This is a genomic window from Paucibacter sp. XJ19-41, assembly GCF_028462495.1.
Taxonomy (GTDB): domain Bacteria; phylum Pseudomonadota; class Gammaproteobacteria; order Burkholderiales; family Burkholderiaceae_C; genus Roseateles_E.
The window spans coordinates 13,783-36,032 of sequence record NZ_JAQOWX010000056.1 but is presented as its reverse complement, the minus strand read 5'-3'; the positions used below and the strand labels follow the sequence as shown (position 1 = coordinate 36,032).

General features: G+C 68.2%; 22 protein-coding genes. 17 read left to right on the top strand and 5 right to left on the bottom strand.

Translation table 11 applies throughout. From position 1 onward, the window contains the following. The coding region (locus PO768_RS15650; RefSeq protein ID WP_272646787.1) for a bifunctional transcriptional activator/DNA repair enzyme AdaA at nucleotides 1-1,017 on the bottom strand (1,017 nt) is incomplete at its 3' end. Nucleotides 1,018-1,262: 245 nt separating this feature from the next. Between PO768_RS15650 and PO768_RS15645 the strand changes: the two genes are divergently transcribed. Continuing rightward, nucleotides 1,263-1,631: a VOC family protein gene (locus tag PO768_RS15645; protein WP_272646786.1), complete on the top strand. Its 369-nt coding sequence runs from the start codon at nucleotides 1,263-1,265 to the stop codon at nucleotides 1,629-1,631. Further along, nucleotides 1,628-2,281, top strand: coding sequence for a hypothetical protein (locus PO768_RS15640; RefSeq protein ID WP_272646785.1), 654 nt, complete (start codon nucleotides 1,628-1,630; stop codon nucleotides 2,279-2,281). The genes PO768_RS15645 and PO768_RS15640 overlap by 4 nt, the downstream gene beginning before the upstream one ends. An 18-nt stretch (nucleotides 2,282-2,299) precedes the next feature. Here the strand turns inward: PO768_RS15640 and PO768_RS15635 are convergent, their stop codons facing one another. Genes PO768_RS15635 through PO768_RS15625 form a run of 3 tightly spaced genes read right to left on the bottom strand, consistent with a single transcriptional unit; the run spans nucleotide 2,300 to nucleotide 4,568 of the window. Next, nucleotides 2,300-2,617, bottom strand: a complete 318-nt coding sequence (locus PO768_RS15635) for a DMT family transporter (RefSeq protein WP_272646788.1) — start codon at nucleotides 2,615-2,617, stop codon at nucleotides 2,300-2,302. Nucleotides 2,618-2,670: 53 nt separating this feature from the next. Beyond that, a complete protein-coding gene (locus tag PO768_RS15630) occupies nucleotides 2,671-3,435 on the bottom strand; it encodes a LytR/AlgR family response regulator transcription factor (RefSeq protein ID WP_272646784.1) in 765 nt (254 codons plus the stop codon). Then, on the bottom strand, nucleotides 3,432-4,568 hold the full coding sequence (locus PO768_RS15625; RefSeq protein WP_272646783.1) for a sensor histidine kinase: 1,137 nt from the start codon (nucleotides 4,566-4,568) through the stop codon (nucleotides 3,432-3,434). Before PO768_RS15625 ends, PO768_RS15630 begins: the two co-directional genes overlap by 4 nt. A 192-nt stretch (nucleotides 4,569-4,760) precedes the next feature. Between PO768_RS15625 and PO768_RS15620 the strand changes: the two genes are divergently transcribed. The 8 genes from PO768_RS15620 to PO768_RS15585 all read left to right on the top strand — a co-directional run bounded on the left by PO768_RS15620 (nucleotide 4,761) and on the right by PO768_RS15585 (nucleotide 15,601). After that, the gene (locus tag PO768_RS15620) at nucleotides 4,761-6,158 is read left to right on the top strand and encodes a phosphomannomutase/phosphoglucomutase (RefSeq protein ID WP_262972971.1); all 1,398 of its coding nucleotides are present in this window, start codon (nucleotides 4,761-4,763) and stop codon (nucleotides 6,156-6,158) included. After that, nucleotides 6,155-7,456 (top strand): 3-deoxy-D-manno-octulosonic acid transferase, encoded by a 1,302-nt coding sequence (locus PO768_RS15615; RefSeq protein ID WP_272646782.1) that lies wholly within the window; start codon nucleotides 6,155-6,157, stop codon nucleotides 7,454-7,456. The genes PO768_RS15620 and PO768_RS15615 overlap by 4 nt, the downstream gene beginning before the upstream one ends. Before the next feature lie 21 nt (nucleotides 7,457-7,477). Further along, on the top strand, nucleotides 7,478-8,272 hold the full coding sequence (locus tag PO768_RS15610) for an alpha/beta fold hydrolase (RefSeq protein WP_272646781.1): 795 nt from the start codon (nucleotides 7,478-7,480) through the stop codon (nucleotides 8,270-8,272). Then, nucleotides 8,259-8,759, top strand: a complete 501-nt coding sequence (locus PO768_RS15605; RefSeq protein WP_272646780.1) for a cupin domain-containing protein — start codon at nucleotides 8,259-8,261, stop codon at nucleotides 8,757-8,759. The genes PO768_RS15610 and PO768_RS15605 overlap by 14 nt, the downstream gene beginning before the upstream one ends. Before the next feature lie 56 nt (nucleotides 8,760-8,815). Continuing rightward, complete coding sequence (gene aroC, locus PO768_RS15600; RefSeq protein ID WP_272646779.1) at nucleotides 8,816-9,913, top strand: chorismate synthase; 1,098 nt, start codon at nucleotides 8,816-8,818, stop codon at nucleotides 9,911-9,913. 2 nt (nucleotides 9,914-9,915) lie between these two features. Next, the gene (locus PO768_RS15595; protein WP_272646778.1) at nucleotides 9,916-11,124 is read left to right on the top strand and encodes an MFS transporter; all 1,209 of its coding nucleotides are present in this window, start codon (nucleotides 9,916-9,918) and stop codon (nucleotides 11,122-11,124) included. 92 nt (nucleotides 11,125-11,216) lie between these two features. Continuing rightward, nucleotides 11,217-12,374, top strand: coding sequence for an efflux RND transporter periplasmic adaptor subunit (locus PO768_RS15590; protein WP_272646777.1), 1,158 nt, complete (start codon nucleotides 11,217-11,219; stop codon nucleotides 12,372-12,374). A gap of 26 nt (nucleotides 12,375-12,400) precedes the next feature. Beyond that, on the top strand, nucleotides 12,401-15,601 hold the full coding sequence (locus PO768_RS15585; RefSeq protein ID WP_272646776.1) for an efflux RND transporter permease subunit: 3,201 nt from the start codon (nucleotides 12,401-12,403) through the stop codon (nucleotides 15,599-15,601). Nucleotides 15,602-15,607: 6 nt separating this feature from the next. Here PO768_RS15585 and PO768_RS15580 read toward each other — a convergent pair whose 3' ends face one another. Then, nucleotides 15,608-16,648: a LacI family DNA-binding transcriptional regulator gene (locus PO768_RS15580; RefSeq protein WP_262972965.1), complete on the bottom strand. Its 1,041-nt coding sequence runs from the start codon at nucleotides 16,646-16,648 to the stop codon at nucleotides 15,608-15,610. A gap of 169 nt (nucleotides 16,649-16,817) precedes the next feature. On the opposite strand from PO768_RS15580, the gene PO768_RS15575 reads away from it, so the two are divergent. The 7 genes from PO768_RS15575 (at nucleotide 16,818) to PO768_RS15545 (ending at nucleotide 22,248) form a co-directional block, all read left to right on the top strand. Beyond that, entirely contained in the window at nucleotides 16,818-17,318 is a 501-nt protein-coding gene (locus tag PO768_RS15575) for a gluconokinase (RefSeq protein ID WP_262972964.1), read from the top strand. Then, a complete protein-coding gene (locus tag PO768_RS15570) occupies nucleotides 17,315-17,920 on the top strand; it encodes a TRAP transporter small permease subunit (RefSeq protein WP_272646775.1) in 606 nt (201 codons plus the stop codon). Before PO768_RS15575 ends, PO768_RS15570 begins: the two co-directional genes overlap by 4 nt. Before the next feature lie 5 nt (nucleotides 17,921-17,925). Then, complete coding sequence (locus PO768_RS15565; RefSeq protein WP_137940591.1) at nucleotides 17,926-19,218, top strand: TRAP transporter large permease; 1,293 nt, start codon at nucleotides 17,926-17,928, stop codon at nucleotides 19,216-19,218. Between the two features lie 40 nt (nucleotides 19,219-19,258). Then, the gene (locus PO768_RS15560) at nucleotides 19,259-20,275 is read left to right on the top strand and encodes a TRAP transporter substrate-binding protein (RefSeq protein WP_137940590.1); all 1,017 of its coding nucleotides are present in this window, start codon (nucleotides 19,259-19,261) and stop codon (nucleotides 20,273-20,275) included. Between the two features lie 81 nt (nucleotides 20,276-20,356). Further along, nucleotides 20,357-20,779, top strand: coding sequence for an MbcA/ParS/Xre antitoxin family protein (locus tag PO768_RS15555; protein WP_137940589.1), 423 nt, complete (start codon nucleotides 20,357-20,359; stop codon nucleotides 20,777-20,779). A 14-nt stretch (nucleotides 20,780-20,793) separates the two neighbouring features. Then, nucleotides 20,794-21,474, top strand: a complete 681-nt coding sequence (locus PO768_RS15550; RefSeq protein WP_272646774.1) for an RES family NAD+ phosphorylase — start codon at nucleotides 20,794-20,796, stop codon at nucleotides 21,472-21,474. Between the two features lie 21 nt (nucleotides 21,475-21,495). Next, a complete protein-coding gene (locus tag PO768_RS15545) occupies nucleotides 21,496-22,248 on the top strand; it encodes a substrate-binding periplasmic protein (RefSeq protein ID WP_272646773.1) in 753 nt (250 codons plus the stop codon). The last annotated feature ends 2 nt before the right edge of the window (nucleotides 22,249-22,250 follow it).

The following is a 22,250-nucleotide window of genomic DNA, read 5'->3' as shown; positions in this document are numbered from 1 at the left end:
CACCGCCAGCTCGTAGCGGTCCAGGCAGCCGGGCAGGCGCAGGCCCAGCTCCTCGGCCGCCGGCTCGCCCAGGGCCGGTTTCAGCGCCGCGTCGATGCGGCTGGGCTCGGCGTCCAGGTCCAGCCAGCGCCGCAGCCACGGCAGCAGGCTCGCGATGGCCGGCCACAGGCCCGGCGACAGGTTGACCAGGGCCTGGTGGCGCTGCGTGTCGAAGCTCACGCTGAGCCAGCCGCTGTGCAGCCGGCCCCGGTGCATCAGGCTCAGCGTGCGCTCGATGCGGCGCTTGAGCGGGTCCACATGCTCGACGCCGCCGACCGCGCGCGGCGCCAGAAAGCCCAGCAACGCGTCCACCGCATAAGGCGGGCGGTAGCCCAGGCGCAGCAGGATGCCGGTAGCAGCGCCGGTGTCGGCGGCGCTGCTCTGCTTGCGCAGCGCGCCGGGCTGCAGCCGGTAGTGCTCGATGAAGGCGGCGTTGAAACGCCGCAGGCTGGCAAAGCCGGCCGCATGGGCCACCTCGGTGATCGCCAGCGTGGTGTCGCTGAGCAGCTGCTTGGCCAGCAGCAGGCGGCGGGTCTGCAGATACTGCAGCGGCGTGACCCCGTGCTCGGCCGCGAAGATGCGGCGCAGATGGCGGCTGGTGATGCCCAGATGGGCGGCCAGGTCTTCCATCGAGGCCTGCTCGTCGCTGCAGTCGTCCAGCCAGCGGGCCGCCGCCCGGGCCAGCGTGCGCGAGGCGTCCATCACGCTCCAGGTCAGCCCACCGGCGGCCGGCGCCAGCTCGGGCCGGCATTTCATGCAGGGCCGAAAGCTCGCGGCCTCGGCCTGGGCCGCCGAGGCATAGAAGCGGCAGTTCTCGCGCTTGGGCGCGCGCACCCGGCAGACCGGGCGGCAGTAGATGCCGGTCGAGGTGACGCCGACAAACCAGTGCCCATCAAAGCGCGCATCGCGGGCCAGCAGGGCGGGGTAGCAGTTGTCCGGGTCCAGATCGGCAGCGCGGGCGGGAGAAGTGGCATCCATGGCCGCGATGATAGGCAGATGTTGGGCGCTGGCTGGCCGGAAACGGACATCTGGGTGGGGAGGCATCCTCGGCCAGCTGTCATCCGCCGGGGCCTGCCACGCCGTCCCTCTTCAGAGGGGGCCGTCACCCCTGGATTCCAAGTGAGAATCGCGGCCGCAGACTCGTCGCCGCGCAGCAGCTGGCGAGACGAGATCCCCGCCGCAATTTGGCGGAAACCATGTAGGCGCCGAAGGACAAGATCACCATGCCCAATCTCCGCGTCACCGAGATCAAGGCCTTTGTGCCATCGAAGGACTTCAATCTTTCCAAGCAGTTCTACCAAGACCTGGGCTTCACCATGGCGTCGGAGGGCGGCGGTGTCGCCTACTTCCACTGGGATCACGTCAGCTTTCTGCTTCAAGACTTCTGTGCCGAAGGGCTGGCCGAGAATTTCATGATGCACATCCTGGTCGAGGATGTTGAGGCATGGTGGGAGAGGGTCCAGCAAAGCGGCGTGAGCACCAAGTACGGTGTCAAGGTTTCGGATGTCGAGAGCCAGCCCTGGCGGATGCGGGATTTCTGTCTCACCGATCCCTCGGGCGTGCTGTGGCGTATTGGCCAGAACGTCGCATGAGTCTTGCCCCCAGGAATGCTTGCGATGCGAACCACGACGCAGAGTCTTCGAATCCGGGCCGGGCGAGCCAGCATCAATCGCCCGGCATGAGCATGAAGAACCTCGCGCTCATCGTCATCAAGATCGCGCTGACGATCCTGGTGGCCTATGCCTTGGCCTATCCCTTCCTGAATCCGGCCGCAGACGGCGGTGTTTTCAAGGAGGTTGAAACCCTCGGCGTGTTTGGGAGCCTTGTGCTTGTCGCCACGTTTTTGGCGGCGGTCTTTCTGTACTGCCGCGATCTGTATCGCTGCCTGAGCCTGGTGAGTCCCGGCGCGCGAAAGGCTTCGCCACGAAGTGTTTGGCTGATGTTTCTGATCCCCTACAACTTCGTCGAAGACTTCTTCATCGTCGCCAACGTGGCCGGGTCCCTACGGCAGGAGGCGGTCGGCAATGCCGCGCTTCATCGGTTCAAGAGCTTCGGCATGGTGTCCGGCCTGGGCTGGTGCGCGGCGCAGATCGTGTCCTTGCTACCTCATTCGATCGGCTCGATTGCCGGCGCGCTGGCCGTGCCGCTGTGGATCGTTCATTGGCGCTTGATCCGCCAGATCAACGCCGCGCTGAGCGAGGCGTTGAATCCAGCCGGCTCCGGCGTCGGCCAACGGGTGTGAGCCTGTGCCGCTCCCAGCTCAGCGACTCAACACCTTCAAGCCCACAATCCCGCCCAGAATCATCGCAATGCAGACGATGCGGGACAGGGTAGCCGGCTCCTTGAACACCAGGATGCCCAGCAGGGCGGCGCCGACGGCGCCGATGCCGGTCCAGACGGCGTAGGCGGTGCCCAGCGGCAGCTGCTTCATCGCCAGGCCCAGCAGCGCGAAGCTGGCCGAGGCGGCGGCGAAGCACAGGGCTGCCATGCCCATGCGGGTGAAGCCCTCGGAGGCCTTCATCGCGGTGGCCCAGACGATCTCCAGCAGGCCGGCCAGCAGCAGCGCCGCCCAGGCCAGGGTGATGGGGTTCTTCAACAGGGTTTGCAGGCTAGAGTCTGTTGACATAGGGATCACATGGCCTTGAACAGATGGACATAGGCGCGGCTGACCGGCAGCTCGCGGGCGTGGTTTTTGATGCGCACATACAGCCGGCTGGCCTCGTCGCGGCGGGTGCCGGCCAGATGGGCCAGATTGACGACGGTGGAGCGGTGGATCTGGCAGAACTGCTCGGGGTCGAGCTGGGGCATCAGCTCGATGATGGCGGTGCGTATCAGGTATTCGGCGGCCTGGGTCTGCACGACGGTGTACTTCTCGTCGGCATGGAAGAACAGCACCTCGGCCAGATCGATCTGGTGCATCAGCTCGCCCTGGCTGGCCCGAACATAGCGCAGGCGCGGCGGGGCCGGCTGCTGTTCCTGCAGCAGGCGCTGCAGCGTCGCGGCCAGCGCGCCGTCGGGCTCGGCCGGTGCGGCCCGCAGCGCGGCCTTGACGCGCTCGACCGTCTTGGCCAGGCGCTCGGTCTTGACGGGCTTGCAGACATAGTCGAGCGCGGCCTGCTCAAAGGCCTCGACCGCGTACTCGTCATAGGCGGTGACGAAGACCACGCGGGTCGCGCCCTCGATGCCCTGGGCCACCTCCAGGCCGCTCAGGCCGGGCATCTGGATGTCCAGAAAGGCGATGTCGGGCGCCAGCGCGGCGATCTGGGCGGCGGCTTCGACGCCGTTCTTCACCACCGCGACGATCTCCAGCTCGGGCCAGAGCTGGGTCAGCTGGGTCTTCAGGTACTGGGCCAGATGGGGTTCGTCATCGGCGATCAGGGCACGGACTGGGTTCATGGGGTCTGGGTGATGAAGGGCAGGGTCAGGATGGCCAGGGTGCCGCCACCGGCAGCGGCCTGCAGCTGCAAGGCGGCGGCGTCGCCATGGCGGGCCTGCAGGCGGGCGCGGATATTCTCCAGCGCCAGACCATGGCCGCCGCGGCGCGCCCGGGGGGCGGCGTTCAGGCCGAGCCCGTCATCGGCGATCTCGATGCGCAAGCGGCCCTCGGCGAGCGTGACGCTGACCCTGACCTGACCGCCATCCAGCTTGGGCTCCAGCCCGTGATGGATGGCGTTCTCGATCAGCGGCTGCAGCAGCAGCGGCGGCAGCAAGGCCTCGCGGGCGGCCGGCTCGGCGCTGATGACATAGCGCAGCCGCTCGTCCATGCGGGCCTGCATCAGCTGCAGATAGCTGTCGGCCATCGCCAGCTCGGTGGCCAGCGTCGCATCGGCGCTGCGCAGCTGGCCCAGGCTGGCACGCAGATAGTCGGTGAAGGATTCCAGCATGCGCTTGGCGCGCGGCGCGTCCTGCTCCATCAGGCTGTGCACGGTGGCCAGGGTGTTGAACAGGAAATGTGGCTCGATCTGCGCCTGCAGCAGCTTCAGCTGGGCTTCGGTGGCGCGCAGCTGGCGGGCCTGGGCGCGCAGCCGCCATTGCCAGCACAGGCTGGAGATCAGCGAGATCACCAGGCCGATGACGAGGAACTCCAGCACCGTCTGCGGCCGGCGCGCAATGAAGGCCCAGCTGTCGAGCTGCAGCAGCCAGCCCAGCAGGGTCAGGCCCAGCGCACCACCGAGCAGCATGCAGACGATGACCAGGCCGGCATGCACCAGCACCGACAGCCCGCCACGGTCGGCGTTGATGCGAGCCAGCCAGGCCTCGCTGAGCGCGAGCTCCAGCAGCCGGTAGCCGGCCATGATGGTGAAGCTGACGCAGCCGGAGATGATCAGGTTCTCCTGCAGCACATGGACCCAGGCGCCGGACTGCATCACCCGGGCATTGAGCAGCAGCGCCAGCCCGGTGACCGCCAGGCCAAAGCCCAGCGCCAGCAGGGCGGTGATCAGCAGCCGGGCCCACAGCGCCTCGTCGCGCTGCTTGCTCAAGCGCCATTGCCGGCGCCAGGCGGTGGCGAGTTCTTGTTGAATTGTCATGTCGCCAGTGTAGAAAGCGCGGCGCTGCCCCGGCGGCCAGCAAGCGACGACTGGACAGCGGCGGCGACGAATCGACGGCAGGCGTCCCTTGTTTGTACCGGCCGCCGCTCAGAACTGGCACGGGGCTTGCCTACAATCCGCCCGAGCCCGCACAGGGCAAGACGATCACAAGCAACGCAACAAAGGGAACTCATGCAAGTACACGCCTCCATCTTCAAGGCCTATGACATCCGTGGTGTGGTCGGTCAGACCTTGAACGAAGAGCTGGCCGAGCACCTGGGCCGTGCCTTCGGCACCGAGGCCAAGGCCGTTGGCGAGAAGGCGGTGGCGGTGGGCCGCGACGGCCGCCTCTCCGGCCCCGGCCTGGTGGCGGCGCTGATCCGCGGCCTGCAATCGACCGGCCTGGACGTGGTGGACCTGGGCGCGGTCACGACCCCGATGCTGTACTACGTGGCCGCGACCCGCGCCAAGCACGGCTGCAAGTCCGGCATCATGGTCACCGGCAGCCACAACCCCAAGGATTACAACGGCTTCAAGATGGTACTGGCCGGCGCCGCCGTCTATGGCGAGCAGATCCAGGGCCTGAAGCGTCGCATCGAGGCTGAGGATTACGCCAGCGGCAAGGGCCGCGCGGCCCAGATGGACATCGTTGCCGAGTACGCCCACCGCATTGCCAAGGACTGCAAGCTCAAGCGCCCGATGAAGATCGTCGTCGACAGCGGCAACGGCATCCCCGGCGCCAGCGCCCCGGCCATCCTGCGCGCACTGGGCTGCGAGGTGATCGACATCTACTCCAAGGTCGATGGCGACTTCCCCAACCACCACCCCGATCCCTCGCGCCCCGAGAATCTGGAAGACCTCAAGCGCATCGTCCATGCCTGCGACGCCGAGCTGGGCCTGGCCTTCGACGGCGACGGCGACCGCCTGGGCGTGGTCACCAAGGATGGCGAGATGATCATGCCGGACCGCCAGATCATGCTGTTCGCGGCCGATATCCTGACGCGCCAGCCCGGCGCCGAGATCATCTTCGACGTCAAGTGCACGCAGCGCCTGGCGCCCTGGATCCGCGAGCATGGCGGCCGTCCGCTGATGTGGATGACCGGCCACTCGCTGGCCAAGGCCAAGCTGAAGGAAACCGGCGCGCCGCTGGCCGGCGAGCTCAGCGGCCATATCTTCTTCAGCGAGCGCTGGTACGGCTTCGACGATGCGATGTACACCGCCGGCCGCCTGCTGGAAATCCTGTCGCGTTCGGCCGATCCGAGCGCGGTGCTGAAGGCCCTGCCCAACAGCTTCAACACGCCCGAGATCAATGTGCCCTGCGCCGAGGGCGAGCACCACGAGGTGGTCACCAAGCTCAAGGCCCTGGCCACGCTGGCCGATTTCCCCGGCGCCAAGGAGCTGGTCACGATCGACGGCCTGCGCGTCGAGTACGAGGACGGCTTCGGCCTGATCCGTCCGTCCAACACCACGCCGGTGCTGGTGCTGCGCTTCGAGGGCCACACGCCCGAGGCGCTGGAGCGCATCCAGCACGATGTGCTGGCCCAGCTCAAGCGCATCAAGCCCGACGCGGTGTTCGCGGCCGGCCATTGATCGCTCGGGAACGTCCGCCCGAGACCCTGGCGCGCTGGGTCTATGCGGCGCTGTTGCGCCTGCTGACGCCGCTCTACCTGCTGCGCCTGTGGCGGCGTGGCGGCGCCGAGCCGGCCTACCGGCAGCGCCTGGGCGCGCGGCTGGGGTTCTTCGATGCGCCCAGCGGTGAGACCGGGCGTTTGTGGATCCATGCGGTGTCGCTGGGCGAGACGCTGGCCGCCGCGGCGCTGCTGGCGGCCTTGCGGGCGCAACGCCCAGGGCTGCGCCTGCTGCTGACCCACAGCACCGCCACCGGTCTGGCGGCCGGCGCCAAGCTGCTGCAAGCCGGCGATGCCCAGACCTGGCTGCCCTATGACACACCGGGCGCGGTGCGGCGCTTTCTGCGCCACTGGCGGCCTGCGGCGGGCGTGCTGATGGAGACCGAGATCTGGCCGGTGCTGCTGCACGAGGCGGCCCGCGCCGGGCTGCCCATGGTGCTGGCCAATGCCCGGCTGTCGGCCAAGAGCGAGCGCCAGGGCCGGCGTCTGGCCTGGCTGCTGCACCCGGCGGCGCGGCGTCTGGCCCTGGTGCTGGCCCAGACCGAGGCCGATGCGCAGCGTCTGCGCGCCAGCGGTGCGCCGCGTATCGAGGTCTGCGGCAATCTGAAGTTCGACCTGCAGCCCGATGCCACGCTGCTGGCGCGTGGCCGGGCCTGGCGGGCGCAGCTGGCGCGGCCGGTGCTGTTGCTGGCCGTCAGCCGCGAGGGCGAGGAGGCCTTGCTGCTGCAGGCCTGGCGCGCGGTGCGCGGCGCCGACCGGCCCCTGCTGCTGATCGTGCCGCGCCATCCGCAGCGCTTTGACGAGGTGGCCGCGCTGATCACCGGGCAGGGCCTGAGCCTGGCCCGGCGCAGCGCCTGGCAAGACCTGCCCCCGACCGAGGCCTGGCAGGCCGATGCCTGGCTGGGCGACAGCATGCGCGAGATGGCGCTGTACTACGGCCTGGCCGATGTGGCCCTGCTGGGCGGCAGCTTCGCGCCTCTGGGCGGCCAGAACCTGATCGAGGCGGCCGCCTGCGGCTGCCCGCTGGTGATGGGCCCCAGCACCTTCAATTTCGCCGAGGCGGCCGAGCTGGCCGAGACGGCAGGCGCGGCGCGCCGGGTGGCCGATATGCCGCAGGCCCTGGTGCAGGCCCTGCATCTGGCCGTGCTGCCGGCGCGCCGTGCCGAGGCCAGCGCCCAGGCCCAGGCCTTTGCCGCCCAGCACGGCGGCGCGGCGGCCCGGATGGCGAGCGAGGTGCTCGCCTTGATGCCAATGCATTGACTTCAACACCGCAAACCAGCGATGAAACATCTCCCGAGCAAGCAAGAACTGACGATCGCCGGCCAGCGCCTGTGCTACACGCTGGCGGGCGAGGGCGAGGGTCCGGTCATCGTGCTGATCAACGGTTCGGGCGGCCCCTTGGAGGCCTGGTACAAGCTCTATCCGCAGATCGCTCAGCTGGGCAGCCGGGTGCTGGCCTATGACCGTCCCGGCGTTGGCGGCAGCGCCAAACCGACCACGCCGCAGACCGGCGCGGCCGCGGTGGCCCTGCTGCGCGGCCTGCTCGGCGCGCTGGCGCTGCCCGGCCCTTATCTGCTGCTGGGCCATTCCTTTGGCGGCCTGCATGCGAATCTGTTTGCGCGCCTGCACCCCGAAGAGGTGATGGGCGTCGTGCTGCTGGAAGCCACGGCGCCGGCCGATGTCGGTTCGATGCGCGAGCATCAGACGGCGGCCCAGCGGGCCGTCAACCGGCTGCTGAACCTGTTCTCGCGCCCCGACCCGAATGACGAAGTCAGCCAGGAGCGGCAGACCGTCGCCCAGATCGCCGCCGCGCCACCGTTCCCTGCCGTGCCGCTGCGGGTGATCACCGGCGCCAAGACCCTGCCCGGCTGGATGACGTCGGCCGCCGCGCTGGACCTGCGCCGGCGCCACCAGCAAGGCCTGCTGGCGCTGTCACCGCAAGGCGTCCAGCTGCTCGCCGAGCGCAGCGGGCATTTCCCGCAGATGTCGGAGCCGGCCCTGGTGATCGAGGCCGTAGCGCAGGTGCTGTCGGCAGGCGTTCCATCGAGTCAAGGAGTTCTGCATGCAATCCGGTGAGCCGTCGGCATCCGATGCCGCAAGCAAGGCCGCAATGGTCGCGCTCGATGTGCCCCTGCACGCCAAACAGACCCACTATCCCGAACCCTTTGCCAGCTGGGTCAGCGGCCGTGAGAAGCGCCGTCTGGGCGATGCCTTCGGCTTGAGTAATTTCGGCGTCAATCTGACGCGGCTGCGACCCGGTGCGGTCTCATCGGCCCGTCACCACCATACGCGCCAGGACGAATTTGTCTACATCCTGGAGGGCCGACCCACCTTGCTGACCGACGCAGGCGCTACTGCGTTGGCGCCCGGCATGTGCGCTGGCTTCAGGGCCGGCAGCGGCGATGCCCACCAGCTGCGCAATGACACGAGCGAGGATGTTTGGTATCTGGAAGTCGGTGACCGCAGCCCGGACGACCAGGCCAGCTATCCCGACGACGATCTCGCCGTGACAGTCTCGGACCAGGGCTATCTGTTCACCCACAAGGACGGTCGCCCTTACTGAAGAACAGGCCCCCGTAGAATCGGCGCCTCCCGCATCGAGATCTAGGCACGCAATCCATGTCAGGCAGCACCTTCGGCGAGTTGTTCCGCGTCACCAATTTCGGCGAAAGCCATGGGCCTGCGATCGGTTGCGTGATCGATGGCTGCCCGCCGGGGATGCGCTTGAGCGAGGCCGATATCCAGCCCGAGCTGGACCGTCGTCGCCCTGGCACCAGCCGCCATGTGACCCAGCGCAACGAACCCGACGCGGTCGAGATCCTGTCCGGCGTCTATGAGGGCCTGACCACCGGCACGCCGATCTGCCTCTTGATACGCAATACCGATCAGCGCAGCAAGGACTACGGCAATATCCTCGACACCTTCCGACCCGGCCATGCCGACTACAGCTACTGGCGCAAGTACGGGCTGCGCGACCCGCGCGGCGGCGGCCGGGCCTCGGCGCGGCTGACCGCTCCGATGGTCGGTGCCGGCGCGGTGGCGCGCAAATGGCTGAAGGAGAAGTTCGGTTGCGAATTCCGTGGCTGCATGACGCAGCTGGGCGAGCTGGAGATCCCGTTCGAGGGCTGGGAGCATGTGGGCAACAACCCCTTCTTCGCGGCCAATAGCAGCAAGATTGCCGAGCTCGAGGCCTATATGGACGCGCTGCGCCGTGACGGCGATTCGGTCGGCGCGCGCATCCGGGTCGAGGCCACCGGCGTGCCGGTGGGCTTGGGCGAGCCGCTGTTCGACAAGCTCGACGCCGAGATCGCCTATGCGCTGATGGGCATCAATGCGGTGCGCGGCGTCGAGATCGGCGACGGCTTCGCGGTGGTGGGCCAGCGCGGCAGCCACCATGGCGACGAGCTGAGCCCGGCCGGCTTTGCCAGCAATCACAGCGGCGGCATGGTGGGCGGCATCTCGACCGGCCAGGACATCTGGGCCTCGATCGCGATCAAGCCGACCAGCTCGATCCGCACGCCCAAGGCCTCGATCGACCGGGCCGGCAACCCGACCCAGGTCGAGACCTTCGGCCGCCACGACCCCTGCGTGGGCATACGCGCGACGCCGATCGCCGAGGCCATGCTGGCCCTGGTGCTGATGGACCATGCGCTGCGCCACCGCGCCCAGTGCGGCGATGTGACGCTGCCGATCCCGCCCATCCCCGCCAGCCGCTGAGCATGGCCGAGGCAGCGGCCTCGCGCCGCGCGCTGGCGGCCAGCGCGGCGCTGTCCTGCGCCTATTTCGCAGCCATCGGCGGCTTCAATCCCTATGCTCCGCTCTGGTACAAGGAGCTTGGGCTGTCGGTGTTCGCAATCGGCCTGCTGGTCTCGCTGCAGAGCTGGACGCGGCTGTTCGCACCCTATCTTTGGGGCGCGCTGGCCGACCGCACGGGCCAGCGCGTGGCCATCATTCGCTGGGCCGCGCTGGCCAGCTTCGTGGCCGCGATCGGCTTTGTGCTGCCGCCGCATTTCGCGCTGCTGGCGGCCTCGGTCTTTCTGATGTTCAGCTTCAATGCGGCCATCGTGCCACTGACCGAGACCGTGGTCGCGGCCCAGCTGATGCGCGCCGACGGGGCGATGGATGTGCGCCGTTACGGCCGGGTGCGGGTCTGGGGCTCGGTGGGTTTTCTGGCCAGCGTGGTGCTGGCGGGCTGGTGGTATCAGCAGGTCGGCCTGCGCGCCTTCGCGGCCACCACGCTGGTGCTGCTGGGCCTGATCGTGCTGGCGGCCTGGCGGCTGCCGCAGCAGCCGGCGGCCGTGCATGCGCAGGAGGCCGGCGAGCCGATCGGCGCAGTGCTGCGTCGGCCGGCGGTGCGCTGGTTCTTTGCCGGCGTGTTCCTGACCGTGCTGGCCCATGCCGCGCTCTATGCCTTCTTCAGCCTCTATCTGGACGCGCTGGGCTATGGCAAGCAATGGGTGGGGCTGCTGTGGGCGGCCTCGGTGCTGGCCGAGATCGCCTGGTTCGGCTTCCAGGGCCGGCTGCTGGACCGCGCGGCGCCGCATCGCTGGCTGCTGGCGGCGGCGCTGCTGAGCGCGCTGCGCTTTGCGCTGACGGCCGGCTTCGGCGCCAGCCTGTGGGTGCTGGTGCTGGCGCAATGCCTGCACGCGATCACCTTCGCGGCCCAGCACACGGTCTGCATCAGCCTGATCACGCGCTACTTTCCGGGCCGGCTGCGCGGCCGCGGCCAGGCCCTGTATTCGGTGCTGGGCTATGGCTTCTCGGGCGTGATCGGCGGCCTGGGCGGCGCCTGGCTGGCGGCGCGCTGGGGCTATGCGGCGGTGTTCTGGGCCGCCAGCGTTGCCGCACTCGGCGGGGCCTGGTGCTGCTGGCTCAGCCACCGGCACGAGCAACTGGACTTGTCTGTGTCCAACGCAAGTCGTGCCTAGCAATCTGCAGTTCGTCGCAGCGCCTCTTTAAGTTCAGAATCATCTCCCTACACTGCGGCCACTTTCGGCTAGAGACAGAAGTGGGGTAGACCATGCGCAAGCAATGGCTTTATGGGGGATTGGCGGCCGTGGTGCTGGCTGGCGGCGCGGGCGTGGCGGTCTGGGCGTCCAAGGGGGATGACAAGAAGGGCGAGGACAAAAAGGCCCAGGTGGCGCTGGAGTTCGTGCCCTCCGAGGTGGTCAAGCCCAGCCTGGCGGCGATGCCCGGCTTGATCGAGTTTTCGGGTCCGCTGGTGGCACCGGGCACGGTGATCGTGCGCAGCAAGGCCAGCGGCACCTTGCTGAGCCTGTCGGTGGGTGAGGGCAGCCGGGTGCGCGCCGGCCAGGCACTGGGTCAGGTGGACCTGGAAGAACAAAGGCTGCGCGTGGCCGAGCGCAGCGCCACGGTGGAATCGGCGCGCGCCCAGCAGGCCCAGGCCGAGCGCCAGCACCAGGCCAACGAGGGCCTGGCGGCGCAGAACTTCATCGCGCCGACCGCGCTGGAAACCTCGCGCGCCGCGCTGGAAGCCGCACGCGCCCAGACCTTGGCCGCCAAGGCCCAGCTCGACACCAGCCAGGTGCTGCTGCGCCAGGCGGCGCTGATCGCGCCGATCAACGGCCTGGTGTCCAAGCGCCATGCGCTGCCGGGCGAAAAGCTCGCCGAAGAGCAGCAGATCCTGTCCATCGTCGATCTGAGCAAGCTGGAACTGGCCGGCTTGGTCGGCACGCACGAGGTCAGCCGGCTCAAGCCCGGCATGACGGTGCAGGTACGGGTCGAGGGCGTGGACGAGACCGTCGAGGCCCAGATCGCCCGCATCGCGCCGGCCGCCGAGCCCGGCACCCGCTCCATCGTCGTGACGCTGGAGCTGGCCAATCCCAAGGAACTGTTCCGCGCCGGCCAATATGCGGTGGCGCGGGTCGAGTTGCCCGACGAGACCCGCCGCCTGACCGTACCGCAGGGCGCGATCAGCAGCAACTCCGGCCAGGAGCAGGTCTGGATGATCGAGCAGGGCGCGCTGGTGCGGCGCATCGTGACGACCGGCCGCAAGGACGCGCGCGAAGGCCGGGTCGAGATCCTGCAAGGCTTGGCGCCCGAGGCCCAGGTGCTGGCAGCGCGTTTTGACAATCTGCGCGAGGGTGCCAAGGCCAGCATCGTCGCGAGCAAGGCCAACAAGGTCGCCAGCGCCGCCAGCAGCGCAGCCGCTCAATAAAACATAAAAAGAAAGAGGAGTCGGCCATGTGGATGACCCGAATCTCGATCCAGAACCCGGTCTTTGCGACCATGGTGATGGTGGCCCTGTGCGTGCTGGGCCTGTTTTCCTATGCCAAGCTGGGCGTCGAGCAGACGCCCGACATCAGCCTGCCGGGCGCCTGGATCGATGTGCGCTATCCCGGCGCCAGCCCCGAGGCGGTGGAGCGCGAGGTCGCCAAGCCGCTGGAGGAGACGATCAACACGATTGCCGGCGTCAAGCGCATCCAGTCGCGCAGCTTCGAGGGCCGGGCCCAGCTCAGTGCCGAGTTCACGCTCGACACCGATATGAGCCGGGCCATGCAGGACCTGCGTGACCGCGTCGCGCTGGCCCAGGCGGTGTTTCCCGAGGATGTGAAGCCGCCGGCGGTCTCGCGCTTCCAGGGCGAGAACGCCGAGCCGGTGGTGGTGCTGGCGCTGATGAGCAAGACCCGGCCGGCGCGCGAGCTGTCGATGCTGGGCGAGCTGACCGTGGCCAAGCGCCTGGGCAGGGTCGAGGGCGTGGCCAAGGTCGATGTCGGCGGCCTGGTGTCGCGCGAGGTGCGCATCGATCTGGATCCGCTGCGCCTGCGCGCCTATGGCGTGACGCCGGCCGAGATCGCCAAGGCCCTGGCCGAGGCCAATACCGACCAGCCGGTGGGCCTGCTGTCGGACGGCCGCTCGGACGCCATCCTGCGCGTCGAGGGCCGGGTCAAGGACCCGAAGCAGTTCGCGCAGATCGTCGTGGCGCGCCGCGGCTCGCTGGTGCTGACCCTGGCCGATCTCGGCACCCTGGTCGAGCGCGAGCGCGAGCCCGACAGCGTGGCCCGCATCAACGGCGTGCCGGCGGTCAGCTTCAATGTCTTCAAGCAGCAGGACGCCAATATCGTCAAGACCGGCGATGCGGTGAAAGAGGCGGCCGAGGAGCTGCGCAAGACCCTGCCCAAGGATGTGGAGCTGAGCCTGATCTATGCGAGCAGCGACTTCGTCAAGGGCTCGCTGAAGGGCTTGCAGCACACGCTGATCGAGGGCGCGCTGCTGACCGTGGCCATCGTCTTCCTGTTCCTGCACAGCTGGCGCTCGACCATCATCACCGGCCTGACGCTGCCGATTGCGGTGATCTCCAGCTTCATCGCGGTCCACGCCTTCGGCTTCACGCTGAACTTCATGACGATGATGGCGCTGAGCCTGTGCATCGGCTTGCTGATCGATGATGCCATCGTGGTGCGCGAGAACATCGTGCGCCATGTCGGCATGGGCAAGGACCACCACCGCGCGGCCGAGGACGGCACCAATGAGATCGGCCTGGCCGTGATGGCGACCACCTTCGCGATCTGCGCGGTGTTCGTGCCGGTGGCCTTCATGGGCGGCATCATCGGCAAGTTCTTCTACCCCTTCGGCATCACCGTGGTGGTGGCCGTGCTGGTGTCGCTGTTCGTCAGCTTCACGCTCGACCCGATGCTGTCCAGCATCTGGCCCGATCCACCGAGCAACCGGCTGAAGAAGCTGCCGGTGCTGCGCCAGCTGATCAACGGCACCGACCGCGGCATGGACTGGCTGCACGATGCCTATGAGCGCCTGATCCGCTGGGCCTTCTCGGCGCGGCGCTACCGCGCCTGGCTGCCGGTGTTCGCCCGGCCCTTCGACGCCGAGGGCCGGCGCGACCGCGGCCAGCCGCGCCGCCTGCGCATGGCAACGATCACGCCGCGTGGCCTGGTGATGGGCGGCGGGGTCTTGAGCTTTGTGCTGGCGCTGGGCCTGACACCGCTGGTCGGCAGCGAGTTCATTCCGCAGACCGACGAGGGCTTCACCGCGATCAATCTGCGCATGCCGGTCGCGACCAGCCTGGAGCGCGGCTCGGCCAAGGTGCAGCAGGTCGAGGAGATCCTGATGGGCTATCCGGACATCAAGACCGTCTCCACCGTGGTCGGCAGCACCGGCGAGGGCATGGCTACCGGCCGCAACCAGGCGGTGCTGAACATCACGCTGAAGGATCGCAAGGACCGCCAGCGCACGCAAAAAGAGATCGAGGACGCGATCCGCGCCGACATCGCCAAGATCCCCGGCATCGAGGTCAGCGTCGGCTTTGACCGACCGATCTGGATCACCATTCTCGGCAATGACCCCGAGGTGCTGACCCAGGCGGCCAAGGACCTGGTCGAGGCGATCAAGAAGGTGCCCGGCGCGGTCGATGTCGAGACCACCGTCAAACCCGGCCTGCCGGCGTTCGCGGTGCGGCTGAAGGACTCGGCGATCCGCGAGCTGGGCCTGACCGCGCCCCAGGTCGCGGCCTCGCTGCGCGCCTATGTCAACGGCGATGTCGCGACCCACTGGAGCACGCCGGACGGCAACCAGGTCGAGGTGCTGCTGCGTCTGCCGCGCGAGCAGCGCGAGCGGGTCGAGCAGATGGCCAAGCTGCCGGTGGCCTTTGCCCGCGACGGCTCGCCGATCGCGCTGGACCAGGTGGCCGACATCGAGCAGGTCTTCAATCCCGAGGTGATTCGACGCCAGAACCTGCAGCGCCGCGAGGCCGTCTATGCCGGCGTGCAGGGCCGGCCCTCGGGCGATGTCAATGCCGATGTGCAGAAGCTGCTGAAGCAGACCCAGCTGCCGCCGGGCACCAGCTTCATGGTCGACGGCGCCGGCAAGGAGCAGGCCGAGGCCTTTGGCGGCCTGATGGGCGCGATGGCGCTGGCGGTGATCTTCATCTACATCGTGCTGGCCAGCCAGTTCGGCAGCTTTGTGCAGCCCATCGCCATCATGGCCTCGCTGCCGCTGTCGCTGATCGGCGTGATGCTGGCCCTGCTGCTGACCAACACCACGCTCAATGTGTTCTCGATGATTGGCCTGGTGATGCTGATGGGCCTGGTGACCAAGAACGCCATCCTGCTGGTGGACTTCGCCAACCATGCGCGCAAGGCTGGTGCCACGGTGGCGGACGCCCTGCTGCAGGCCGGCCTGATACGGATGCGGCCCATCATCATGACGACCGCCGCGATGGTGTTCGGCATGCTGCCGATGGCGATCGCGCTGAACGATGGTGGCGAGATCCAGGCACCGATGGGCCGGGCCATCATCGGCGGCGTCATCACCTCGACCCTCTTGACCCTGGTGGTGGTGCCGGTGCTGTACTCGTATCTGGTGCGGGATCGCAAGCCCAAGCCAGCCGATGTGGCCGAGCCTGCCGCGCAGGTGGTACCGGCCGAGTAGGGCGCGTCAGCAGCTGCCGCGCAACAGCACCTGGTAGCCCAGGTCCAGCTGCGGCGCGGCCACTGCCTCGCCGCGCATCAGCTTGATCAGCATGGCCGCCGCTTCGGCGCCGATCTCGCTGCGCGGGGTGCGCACGGTGGACAGCGGCGGCAGCATCTGCTCGCTGCCGGTCAGGTCATTGAAACCGGCCACTGCGAGGCGCTCGGGCACCTGGATGCCCAGGCGCAGCGCGGCCAGCAAGGCGCCCTGGGCCAGGTCGTCGTTGTTGAAGAAGATCGCGTCGACCTCGGGGGCCTCGCGCAAGACCTGCTCCAGCAGCGCGCCGCCCAGCGCCAGCGAGGAGCGCTCCGGGTTCAGGAATTCCAGCTCCGGCCGGTAGCGGCCGGCCGCCTGCAGCGCGCGCCGATAGCCCTCGCTGCGCTGCAGCGTGCGCGGGTCGAGCTGGGCAGCGGCAAACGCGATCTGGCGCCGTCCGCGCGCCAGCAAGGCCTCGGTCATGGCCTGGCCGGCATCGGCCTGCGAGAAGCCGACGCTGTAGGTGCCGGCCGCCGCCACCGTCTCCATCACATGCACGCAGGGCACGCCGCTGCCCTCGATCAGGCGACGCGCCTCGTCGGTGCGGTCGAAGCCGGTCACGATCAGGCCGGCCGGCCTATGCAGCAGATAGCTGCGCAGCAGGGCTTCCTCTTCGCTCGGCTCGTAATGGGTGACGCCGATCAGGGTCTGGTAGCCGGCCGCGAGCAGGGCGCGCTGCGCGGCGTCCAGCAGATCGACGAACAAGGCATTGCTGAGCAGCGGAATCAGCACCGCGACCTGGGAGCTGCGGCTGGAAGCCAGCGCACGGGCGGCCGGGTCGGGCACATAGCCCAGCTGCGCCGCCGCCGCCTGCACCCGGGCCACCAGCTCCGGCGCGACGGCGCGTTCGCCACGCAGCGCGCGCGACACGGTGATGGGGCTGACGCCGGCCGCCTGGGCCACATCCTGCAGCGTGGCGCGGCCGCTGGAGCGACGCCGGCGTGCCTTGTTGGGGGGCGTTGTGCCTGACATGGGTGCGTGTTATCCCTGATACGGTGCGATGAACTCGGGCGTAGGATAGCGCTATCCAAACCTTCGCAGGCTTCGTGCATACCCGAAATCCGCGCTGGTTGAAGGAATTCGTGGTGGTCAGCGCCGGCGCTGCCACCTTTTGTTTGATGCAGTGGGATAGCGCTATCCAATGTCAAAAGCAGTCGTGATGGGGGTGGCCGGTTGCGGCAAGTCCAGCCTGGGCCAGGCCATCGCTGCGGCCCGGGGCTGGGCCTATATCGAGGGCGATGCCCATCATTCGCCGGCCTCGGTGGCCAAGATGCGCGCCGGCATTGCGCTGACCGATGCCGACCGCGAGGGCTGGCTGGACCTGCTGGGTCGCGAGTTGGCGGCCCAGAGCGGCGGAGCGGTGCTGGCCTGCTCGGCGCTGAAGCTGAGTTATCGCGAACGCCTGCGCGCGGCGGTGCCGGGGCTGCGCTTTGTGTTCCTGGACATCAGCCGCGAGCTGTCGCTGCAGCGCGTGGCGGCGCGTGCGGCCGAGCATCTGTTTCCGGCCAGCCTGGTGGACAGCCAGTTCGCTGCGCTGGAGTCGCCGCTGGGCGAGGCCGGCGTGCTGCGCGTCGCGGCCGCCGCCGCACCCGAGCAACAACTCAGCGAGGCCCTGGCCTGGCTGCAAGGAGAGGGCGCATGAGCGAGTCGCCAACCCCCGAGACCCGGCCGCTGCCGCTGTGGCAGCGCCTCAGCGACGGCCTGATGGCCGCCTGCCTGGCCGTGATGGCCATCGCGGTCTTTGTCAACGTCGTGCTGCGCTACGGTTTCGGCAGCGGCATTGCCGCCAGCGAGGAGCTGTCGCGCCTGCTCTTTGTCTGGATGGTCTTCATCGGCGCGACGGCCGCTTATCCGCGCGGCGAGCACATGGCCTTCACCAGCCTGCTGCTGCCGCTGCGCAAGCGGCCGCTGGCGCTGAAAGTGATGGCGGCGCTGATACGTGCGGCCGTCGTGCTGGCTTGCGTGCTGCTGGGCTGGGGGGCCTGGCAGCAGGTGGTGGTTGGCATGGACAGCCACTCGGTGGTGATGGGCTATCCGACGGCCCTGCTGCCGCTGCCCGGGCTGCTGAGCGCGGTTTTCATTGGTCTGATGGCCCTGGTCCAGCTGCTGCGTGNGATGGGCTATCCGACGGCCCTGCTGCCGCTGCCCGGGCTGCTGAGCGCGGTTTTCATTGGTCTGATGGCCCTGGTCCAGCTGCTGCGTGGCAGCCCGCTGGATCTGGGCCATGGTGCTGACGTGGAGTGAGTGTCATGAGCAACGAGGCACTCGCCTTTGTGGTTTTCTCTGCCGGCATGCTGGTGCTGATGGGCATCGGCATGCCGATGGCTTTTGCGCTGGTGCTGACCGGTGCCGGCATGGCCTGGGCGCTGGACTTCTGGGACACCCAGCTGCTGGCGCAGAACCTGGTGGCCGGCATCGACAGCTTCCCGCTGCTGGCCGTGCCCTTCTTCATCCTTGCCGGCGAGCTGATGAATGCCGGCGGCATCAGCCGGCGCATCATCACGATGGCGCAGGCCTGGGTCGGCCATATCCGCGGCGGCCTGGGCTTTGTCGCGATCGGCGCCTCGGTGCTGATGGCCAGTATGAGCGGCTCGGCGCTGGCCGACACCGCGGCGCTGGCCACCATCCTGCTGCCGATGATGCGGGCCCACGGCTACCCGATGCACACCTCGGCCGGCCTGATCGCCTCGGGCGGCATCATCGCGCCCATCATCCCGCCGTCCATGCCCTTCGTGATCTATGGCGTGACGACCAATACCTCGATCTCCCAGCTCTTTCTGTCGGGCATCGTGCCCGGGCTGATCATGGGCGCGGGCCTGCTGGTGGCCTGGAAGCTGCAACTGCGCAAGATCGACCTGCCCGGCGGCGTCGCGCTGCCGATGGTCGAGCGCCTGCGCGCGACGGCCAAGGCCTTCTGGGCCATCCTGATGCCCGTCATCATCATTGGCGGCATGAAGACCGGTGTGTTCACACCGACCGAAGCCGCCGTGGTAGCGGCCTTCTATGCGCTGGTGATCGCCTTCTTCATTCATCGCGAGCTCAGCATGGGCGAGTTGCACCAGGTGCTGGTGCGCGCCGCCAAGACCACGGCCATCGTGATGTTCCTGTGCGCCGGCGCCCAGGTGGCCAGCTACATGATCACCCTGGCCGATCTGCCGGGCACCTTGAGCGGCTGGCTGGGCGGGCTGATCGAGTCGCCGCGCCTCTTGATGGCGGTGATGATGATCACGCTGGTGGTCATCGGCACCGCGCTGGACCTGACGCCCACCATCCTGATCTTCGCGCCGGTGATGCTGCCGATCGCGGTCAAGGCCGGCATCGACCCGGTGTATTTCGGCCTGATGTTCGTGCTCAACGGCGCGATCGGCCTGATCACGCCGCCGGTGGGCACGGTGCTCAATGTGGTGGCCGGCGTCGGGCGGCTGTCGATGCACCAGGTGATCAAGGGCGTGAACCCCTTCCTGATCACCTACACCCTGATCCTGATCCTGTTTGTGTTGTTCCCCCAGATCGTGATCGCGCCGGTGGCGTGGATGCGCTGATTGATAGATAGATTGATTGATCATCCATAAGGAGACTTCCGTGAAAAACACCCTTCGCCGTACCCTGCTGGCCGCCGTTGCGCTGGCCTGCCTCGCCCCGCTGGCCCAGGCCCAGGACATCAAGCCGCGCCTGATCCGTTTCGGCTACGGCCTGGCCGAGGCCAGCAACCAGGGCCGCGCCGCCAAGGTGCTGGCCGAGAATGTCGAGAAGCTGTCCGGCGGCAAGATGAAGCTGCGCGCCATCGGCGGCGCGGCCTTGGGGCCCGATACGCAGATGCAGCAGGCCTTGATCGGCGGCGCCCAGGAAATGATGGTCGGCTCGACCGCCACGCTGGTGGGCATCACCAAGGAAATGGCGCTGTGGGACACGCCCTTCCTGATCAACAACACCAAGGAGGCCGATGCGCTGCTGGACGGCCCGATCGGCCAGAAGGTGATGGCCAAGCTCGAAGAGAAAGGCCTGGTCGGTCTGGTCTATTGGGAAAACGGCTTCCGCAACCTGACCAATAACAAGAAGCCGGTCGCCAAGCTGGAAGACCTGGACGGCATCAAGCTGCGCGTGATGCAGAACAACGTCTACCTGGACAGCTTCAAGACCCTGGGCGCCAATGCGGTGCCGCTGCCGTACTCCGAGCTGTTCACCGCGCTGGAGACCAAGGCGGTCGACGGCCAGGAGAACCCCTACAACACCATCTTGTCGGCCAAGTTCTACGAGGTGCAGAAGTACCTGACGGTGACCAACCATGTCTACGCGCCGTGGATCGTGCTGGTCAGCAAGAAGTACTGGGACGGCCTGTCCAAGGATGAGCGTGCCGTGCTGCAGAAGGCCGCCGTGATCAGCCGCGACTTCGAGCGCAAGGACACCCGTGCCGAGGCCGCCAAGGCCCTGGCCGATCTGAAGGCCAAGGGCATGCAGGTCACCGAGCTGAGCCCGGCCGAAAGCGGCCGCATGCGCGACAAGCTGACCAAGGTCAATGCCGGCATCGCCACCCAGGTGGGCATGGAACTGTGGAACGAGACCCAGGCCGAACTGGCCAAGATCCGCGGTGGCAAGTAAGTTCTGTTTCGAACTAAAGTTTGACTTTAGTTCGCAATTGAACTTACACTGAGGGCCAGGCAATCCCGCACAAGGTGTGTCATGGCCCTCAGTCTCCCGAGCCGCGAAGCGGCACCCACCGCGCCCGATCTGCATTCGCCGGCCGCTGCGGCGGCGGCGCTGCGCAGCTTCTTCAATATCGCCAAGGCCTGGGGCCTGAGCAACGAAGAGCAGCAGCGCCTCTTGGGCTGCGGCCGCACCAGTTTCTACGACTGGAAGGCCGGCCGCATCAAGACCGGGCTGGACGGCGCGACCCTGGAGCGCCTGTCCCATCTGTTCGGCATCTATGCCGCGTTGCAGATTCTGCTGCCGGTCCCCGAGCGTGCCGATGCCTGGATCAAGAAACCCAATAGCGCCGCGCTGTTCGGTGGCCGCTCGGCGCTGGAGCGCATGCTGGGCGGGCAGGTGGCCGATCTCTTTGTCGTGCGCCAGTATCTGGATGCCCAGCGCGGTGGCTGGTCTTGAGCGGCGGGCAAGGTTTGGTCCAGCTGCTGTGGCCCGACAGCTGCCGGCTGATACCCAGCCGTTTCCCGCCGGTGCTGCTGTTCGACGCGGTGGCCGACCCGGCCGATCTGGAGGTGGTGTTCGCGATCGAGGCGCTGGGCAACCCCAGGCTGCGCGATGCCGTCGGCGAGCTGAGCCTGGTGCCCGCCGAGCAGCGCATCAGCGGCCCCGGGTGCAGCCCCATCATGGCGGCCTTCACCCATCTGAACCCCGAAGGCTCGCGCTTCAGCGACGGCAGCTACGGCGTCTATTACGCGGCCGCCCAGCTGGAGACGGCGGTGGCCGAAGTCAGCCACCACCGCTCGCGCTTTCTGCAGCGCACGCAGGAGCCGCCCATCGATCTGGATCTGCGCTGCTACCGTGTGACCATCAGCGCGGCTCTGGTCGAGCTGCGCGACGGCCGCCGCGCCGACAGCGCCGCGCTGCATGACCCCGACAGCTATATCGCGTCGCAGGCCTTCGGCCGCCGCCAGCGTGAGCAAGGCCTGGCCGGCATCGCCTATGACAGCGTGCGCCATGCCGGCGGCCAGTGCGTGGCGCTGTTCACGCCGCGCGCGACCCTGCCGCCGGCCCGCCAGGCCGAACATGTGACACTGCGCTGGAATGGCGAGCGCATGGCCGAGTGGTATCTGAAGTCGGATCTGCATCGGCTCTAGCCAAGTTCTGGAGTCAGCGCAATGGCGTATCTCAGCCGATATATGGGTTTGATCATGGCGCTGCTGCTGGGAGTTGCCCATGCCCAGACCCCGGCGCTGCGGCTGATGAGCGAGGAGTTCCCGCCGATCAACTTCAGCCAGGATGGCGAGGCCCGGGGACTGGCGGTGGACATGGTGCGCGAGATCCAGCGCCGCCTGGGGCAGCAGCAGGCCATCGAGTTCATGCCCTGGGCGCGCGCCTTCCGCGATCTGCAGGGGCAGGCGCCGGCCGCGCTGTTCGCAATGGCGCGCACGCCCGAGCGCGAGCGCCAGTTCAAATGGGTCGGCCCCATCGTCGTGTTCTACAGCGCCCTCTATGCGCCGGCCGGCGGCGGTGTGCGCTTGCGCAGCCTCGATGACGCGAAGAAGGCCGAAGGCGTGCTGGTCGTGCGCGACTGGTATGTCAGCGAGCATCTGAGCGCCCAGGGTTTCAGGAACCTGGTCAGGGTCAGCGATCCGACCCAGGGCATACGCATGCTGCTGGCCCGCCGCGCGCCGCTGTTTGCGACCGAGCGCATCTCGATGCCCGAGACCCTGGCCCAGGCCGGGCTGGCCGAGGATGCGCTGGAGATCGTCTACAGCTATGCCAGCGCCGAGGGCTATATCGCCTTCTCGCGCGGGACGCCCGATGCGGTGATCAAGGCCTGGCAGCAGCAGCTCGACCGGATGAAGCGCGACGGCAGCTTCCAGACCATCTACAAGCGCTGGCTGCCCGATGACAGCCCGCCCGGCTGATC

What these genes read in the sequence shown, in the direction of transcription:
- PO768_RS15645 (WP_272646786.1), top strand. Translation starts at nt 1,263, where the DNA reads ATGCCCAATCTCCGCGTCACCGAGATCAAGGCCTTTGTGCCATCGAAG.
- PO768_RS15640 (WP_272646785.1), top strand. Translation starts at nt 1,628, where the DNA reads ATGAGTCTTGCCCCCAGGAATGCTTGCGATGCGAACCACGACGCAGAG.
- PO768_RS15630 (WP_272646784.1), bottom strand. Translation starts at nt 3,435, where the DNA reads ATGAACCCAGTCCGTGCCCTGATCGCCGATGACGAACCCCATCTGGCC.
- PO768_RS15625 (WP_272646783.1), bottom strand. Translation starts at nt 4,568, where the DNA reads ATGACAATTCAACAAGAACTCGCCACCGCCTGGCGCCGGCAATGGCGC.
- PO768_RS15620 (WP_262972971.1), top strand. Translation starts at nt 4,761, where the DNA reads ATGCAAGTACACGCCTCCATCTTCAAGGCCTATGACATCCGTGGTGTG.
- PO768_RS15610 (WP_272646781.1), top strand. Translation starts at nt 7,478, where the DNA reads ATGAAACATCTCCCGAGCAAGCAAGAACTGACGATCGCCGGCCAGCGC.
- PO768_RS15605 (WP_272646780.1), top strand. Translation starts at nt 8,259, where the DNA reads ATGCAATCCGGTGAGCCGTCGGCATCCGATGCCGCAAGCAAGGCCGCA.
- aroC (WP_272646779.1), top strand. Translation starts at nt 8,816, where the DNA reads ATGTCAGGCAGCACCTTCGGCGAGTTGTTCCGCGTCACCAATTTCGGC.
- PO768_RS15595 (WP_272646778.1), top strand. Translation starts at nt 9,916, where the DNA reads ATGGCCGAGGCAGCGGCCTCGCGCCGCGCGCTGGCGGCCAGCGCGGCG.
- PO768_RS15590 (WP_272646777.1), top strand. Translation starts at nt 11,217, where the DNA reads ATGCGCAAGCAATGGCTTTATGGGGGATTGGCGGCCGTGGTGCTGGCT.
- PO768_RS15585 (WP_272646776.1), top strand. Translation starts at nt 12,401, where the DNA reads ATGTGGATGACCCGAATCTCGATCCAGAACCCGGTCTTTGCGACCATG.
- PO768_RS15580 (WP_262972965.1), bottom strand. Translation starts at nt 16,648, where the DNA reads ATGTCAGGCACAACGCCCCCCAACAAGGCACGCCGGCGTCGCTCCAGC.
- PO768_RS15575 (WP_262972964.1), top strand. Translation starts at nt 16,818, where the DNA reads ATGTCAAAAGCAGTCGTGATGGGGGTGGCCGGTTGCGGCAAGTCCAGC.
- PO768_RS15565 (WP_137940591.1), top strand. Translation starts at nt 17,926, where the DNA reads ATGAGCAACGAGGCACTCGCCTTTGTGGTTTTCTCTGCCGGCATGCTG.
- PO768_RS15555 (WP_137940589.1), top strand. Translation starts at nt 20,357, where the DNA reads ATGGCCCTCAGTCTCCCGAGCCGCGAAGCGGCACCCACCGCGCCCGAT.
- PO768_RS15545 (WP_272646773.1), top strand. Translation starts at nt 21,496, where the DNA reads ATGGCGTATCTCAGCCGATATATGGGTTTGATCATGGCGCTGCTGCTG.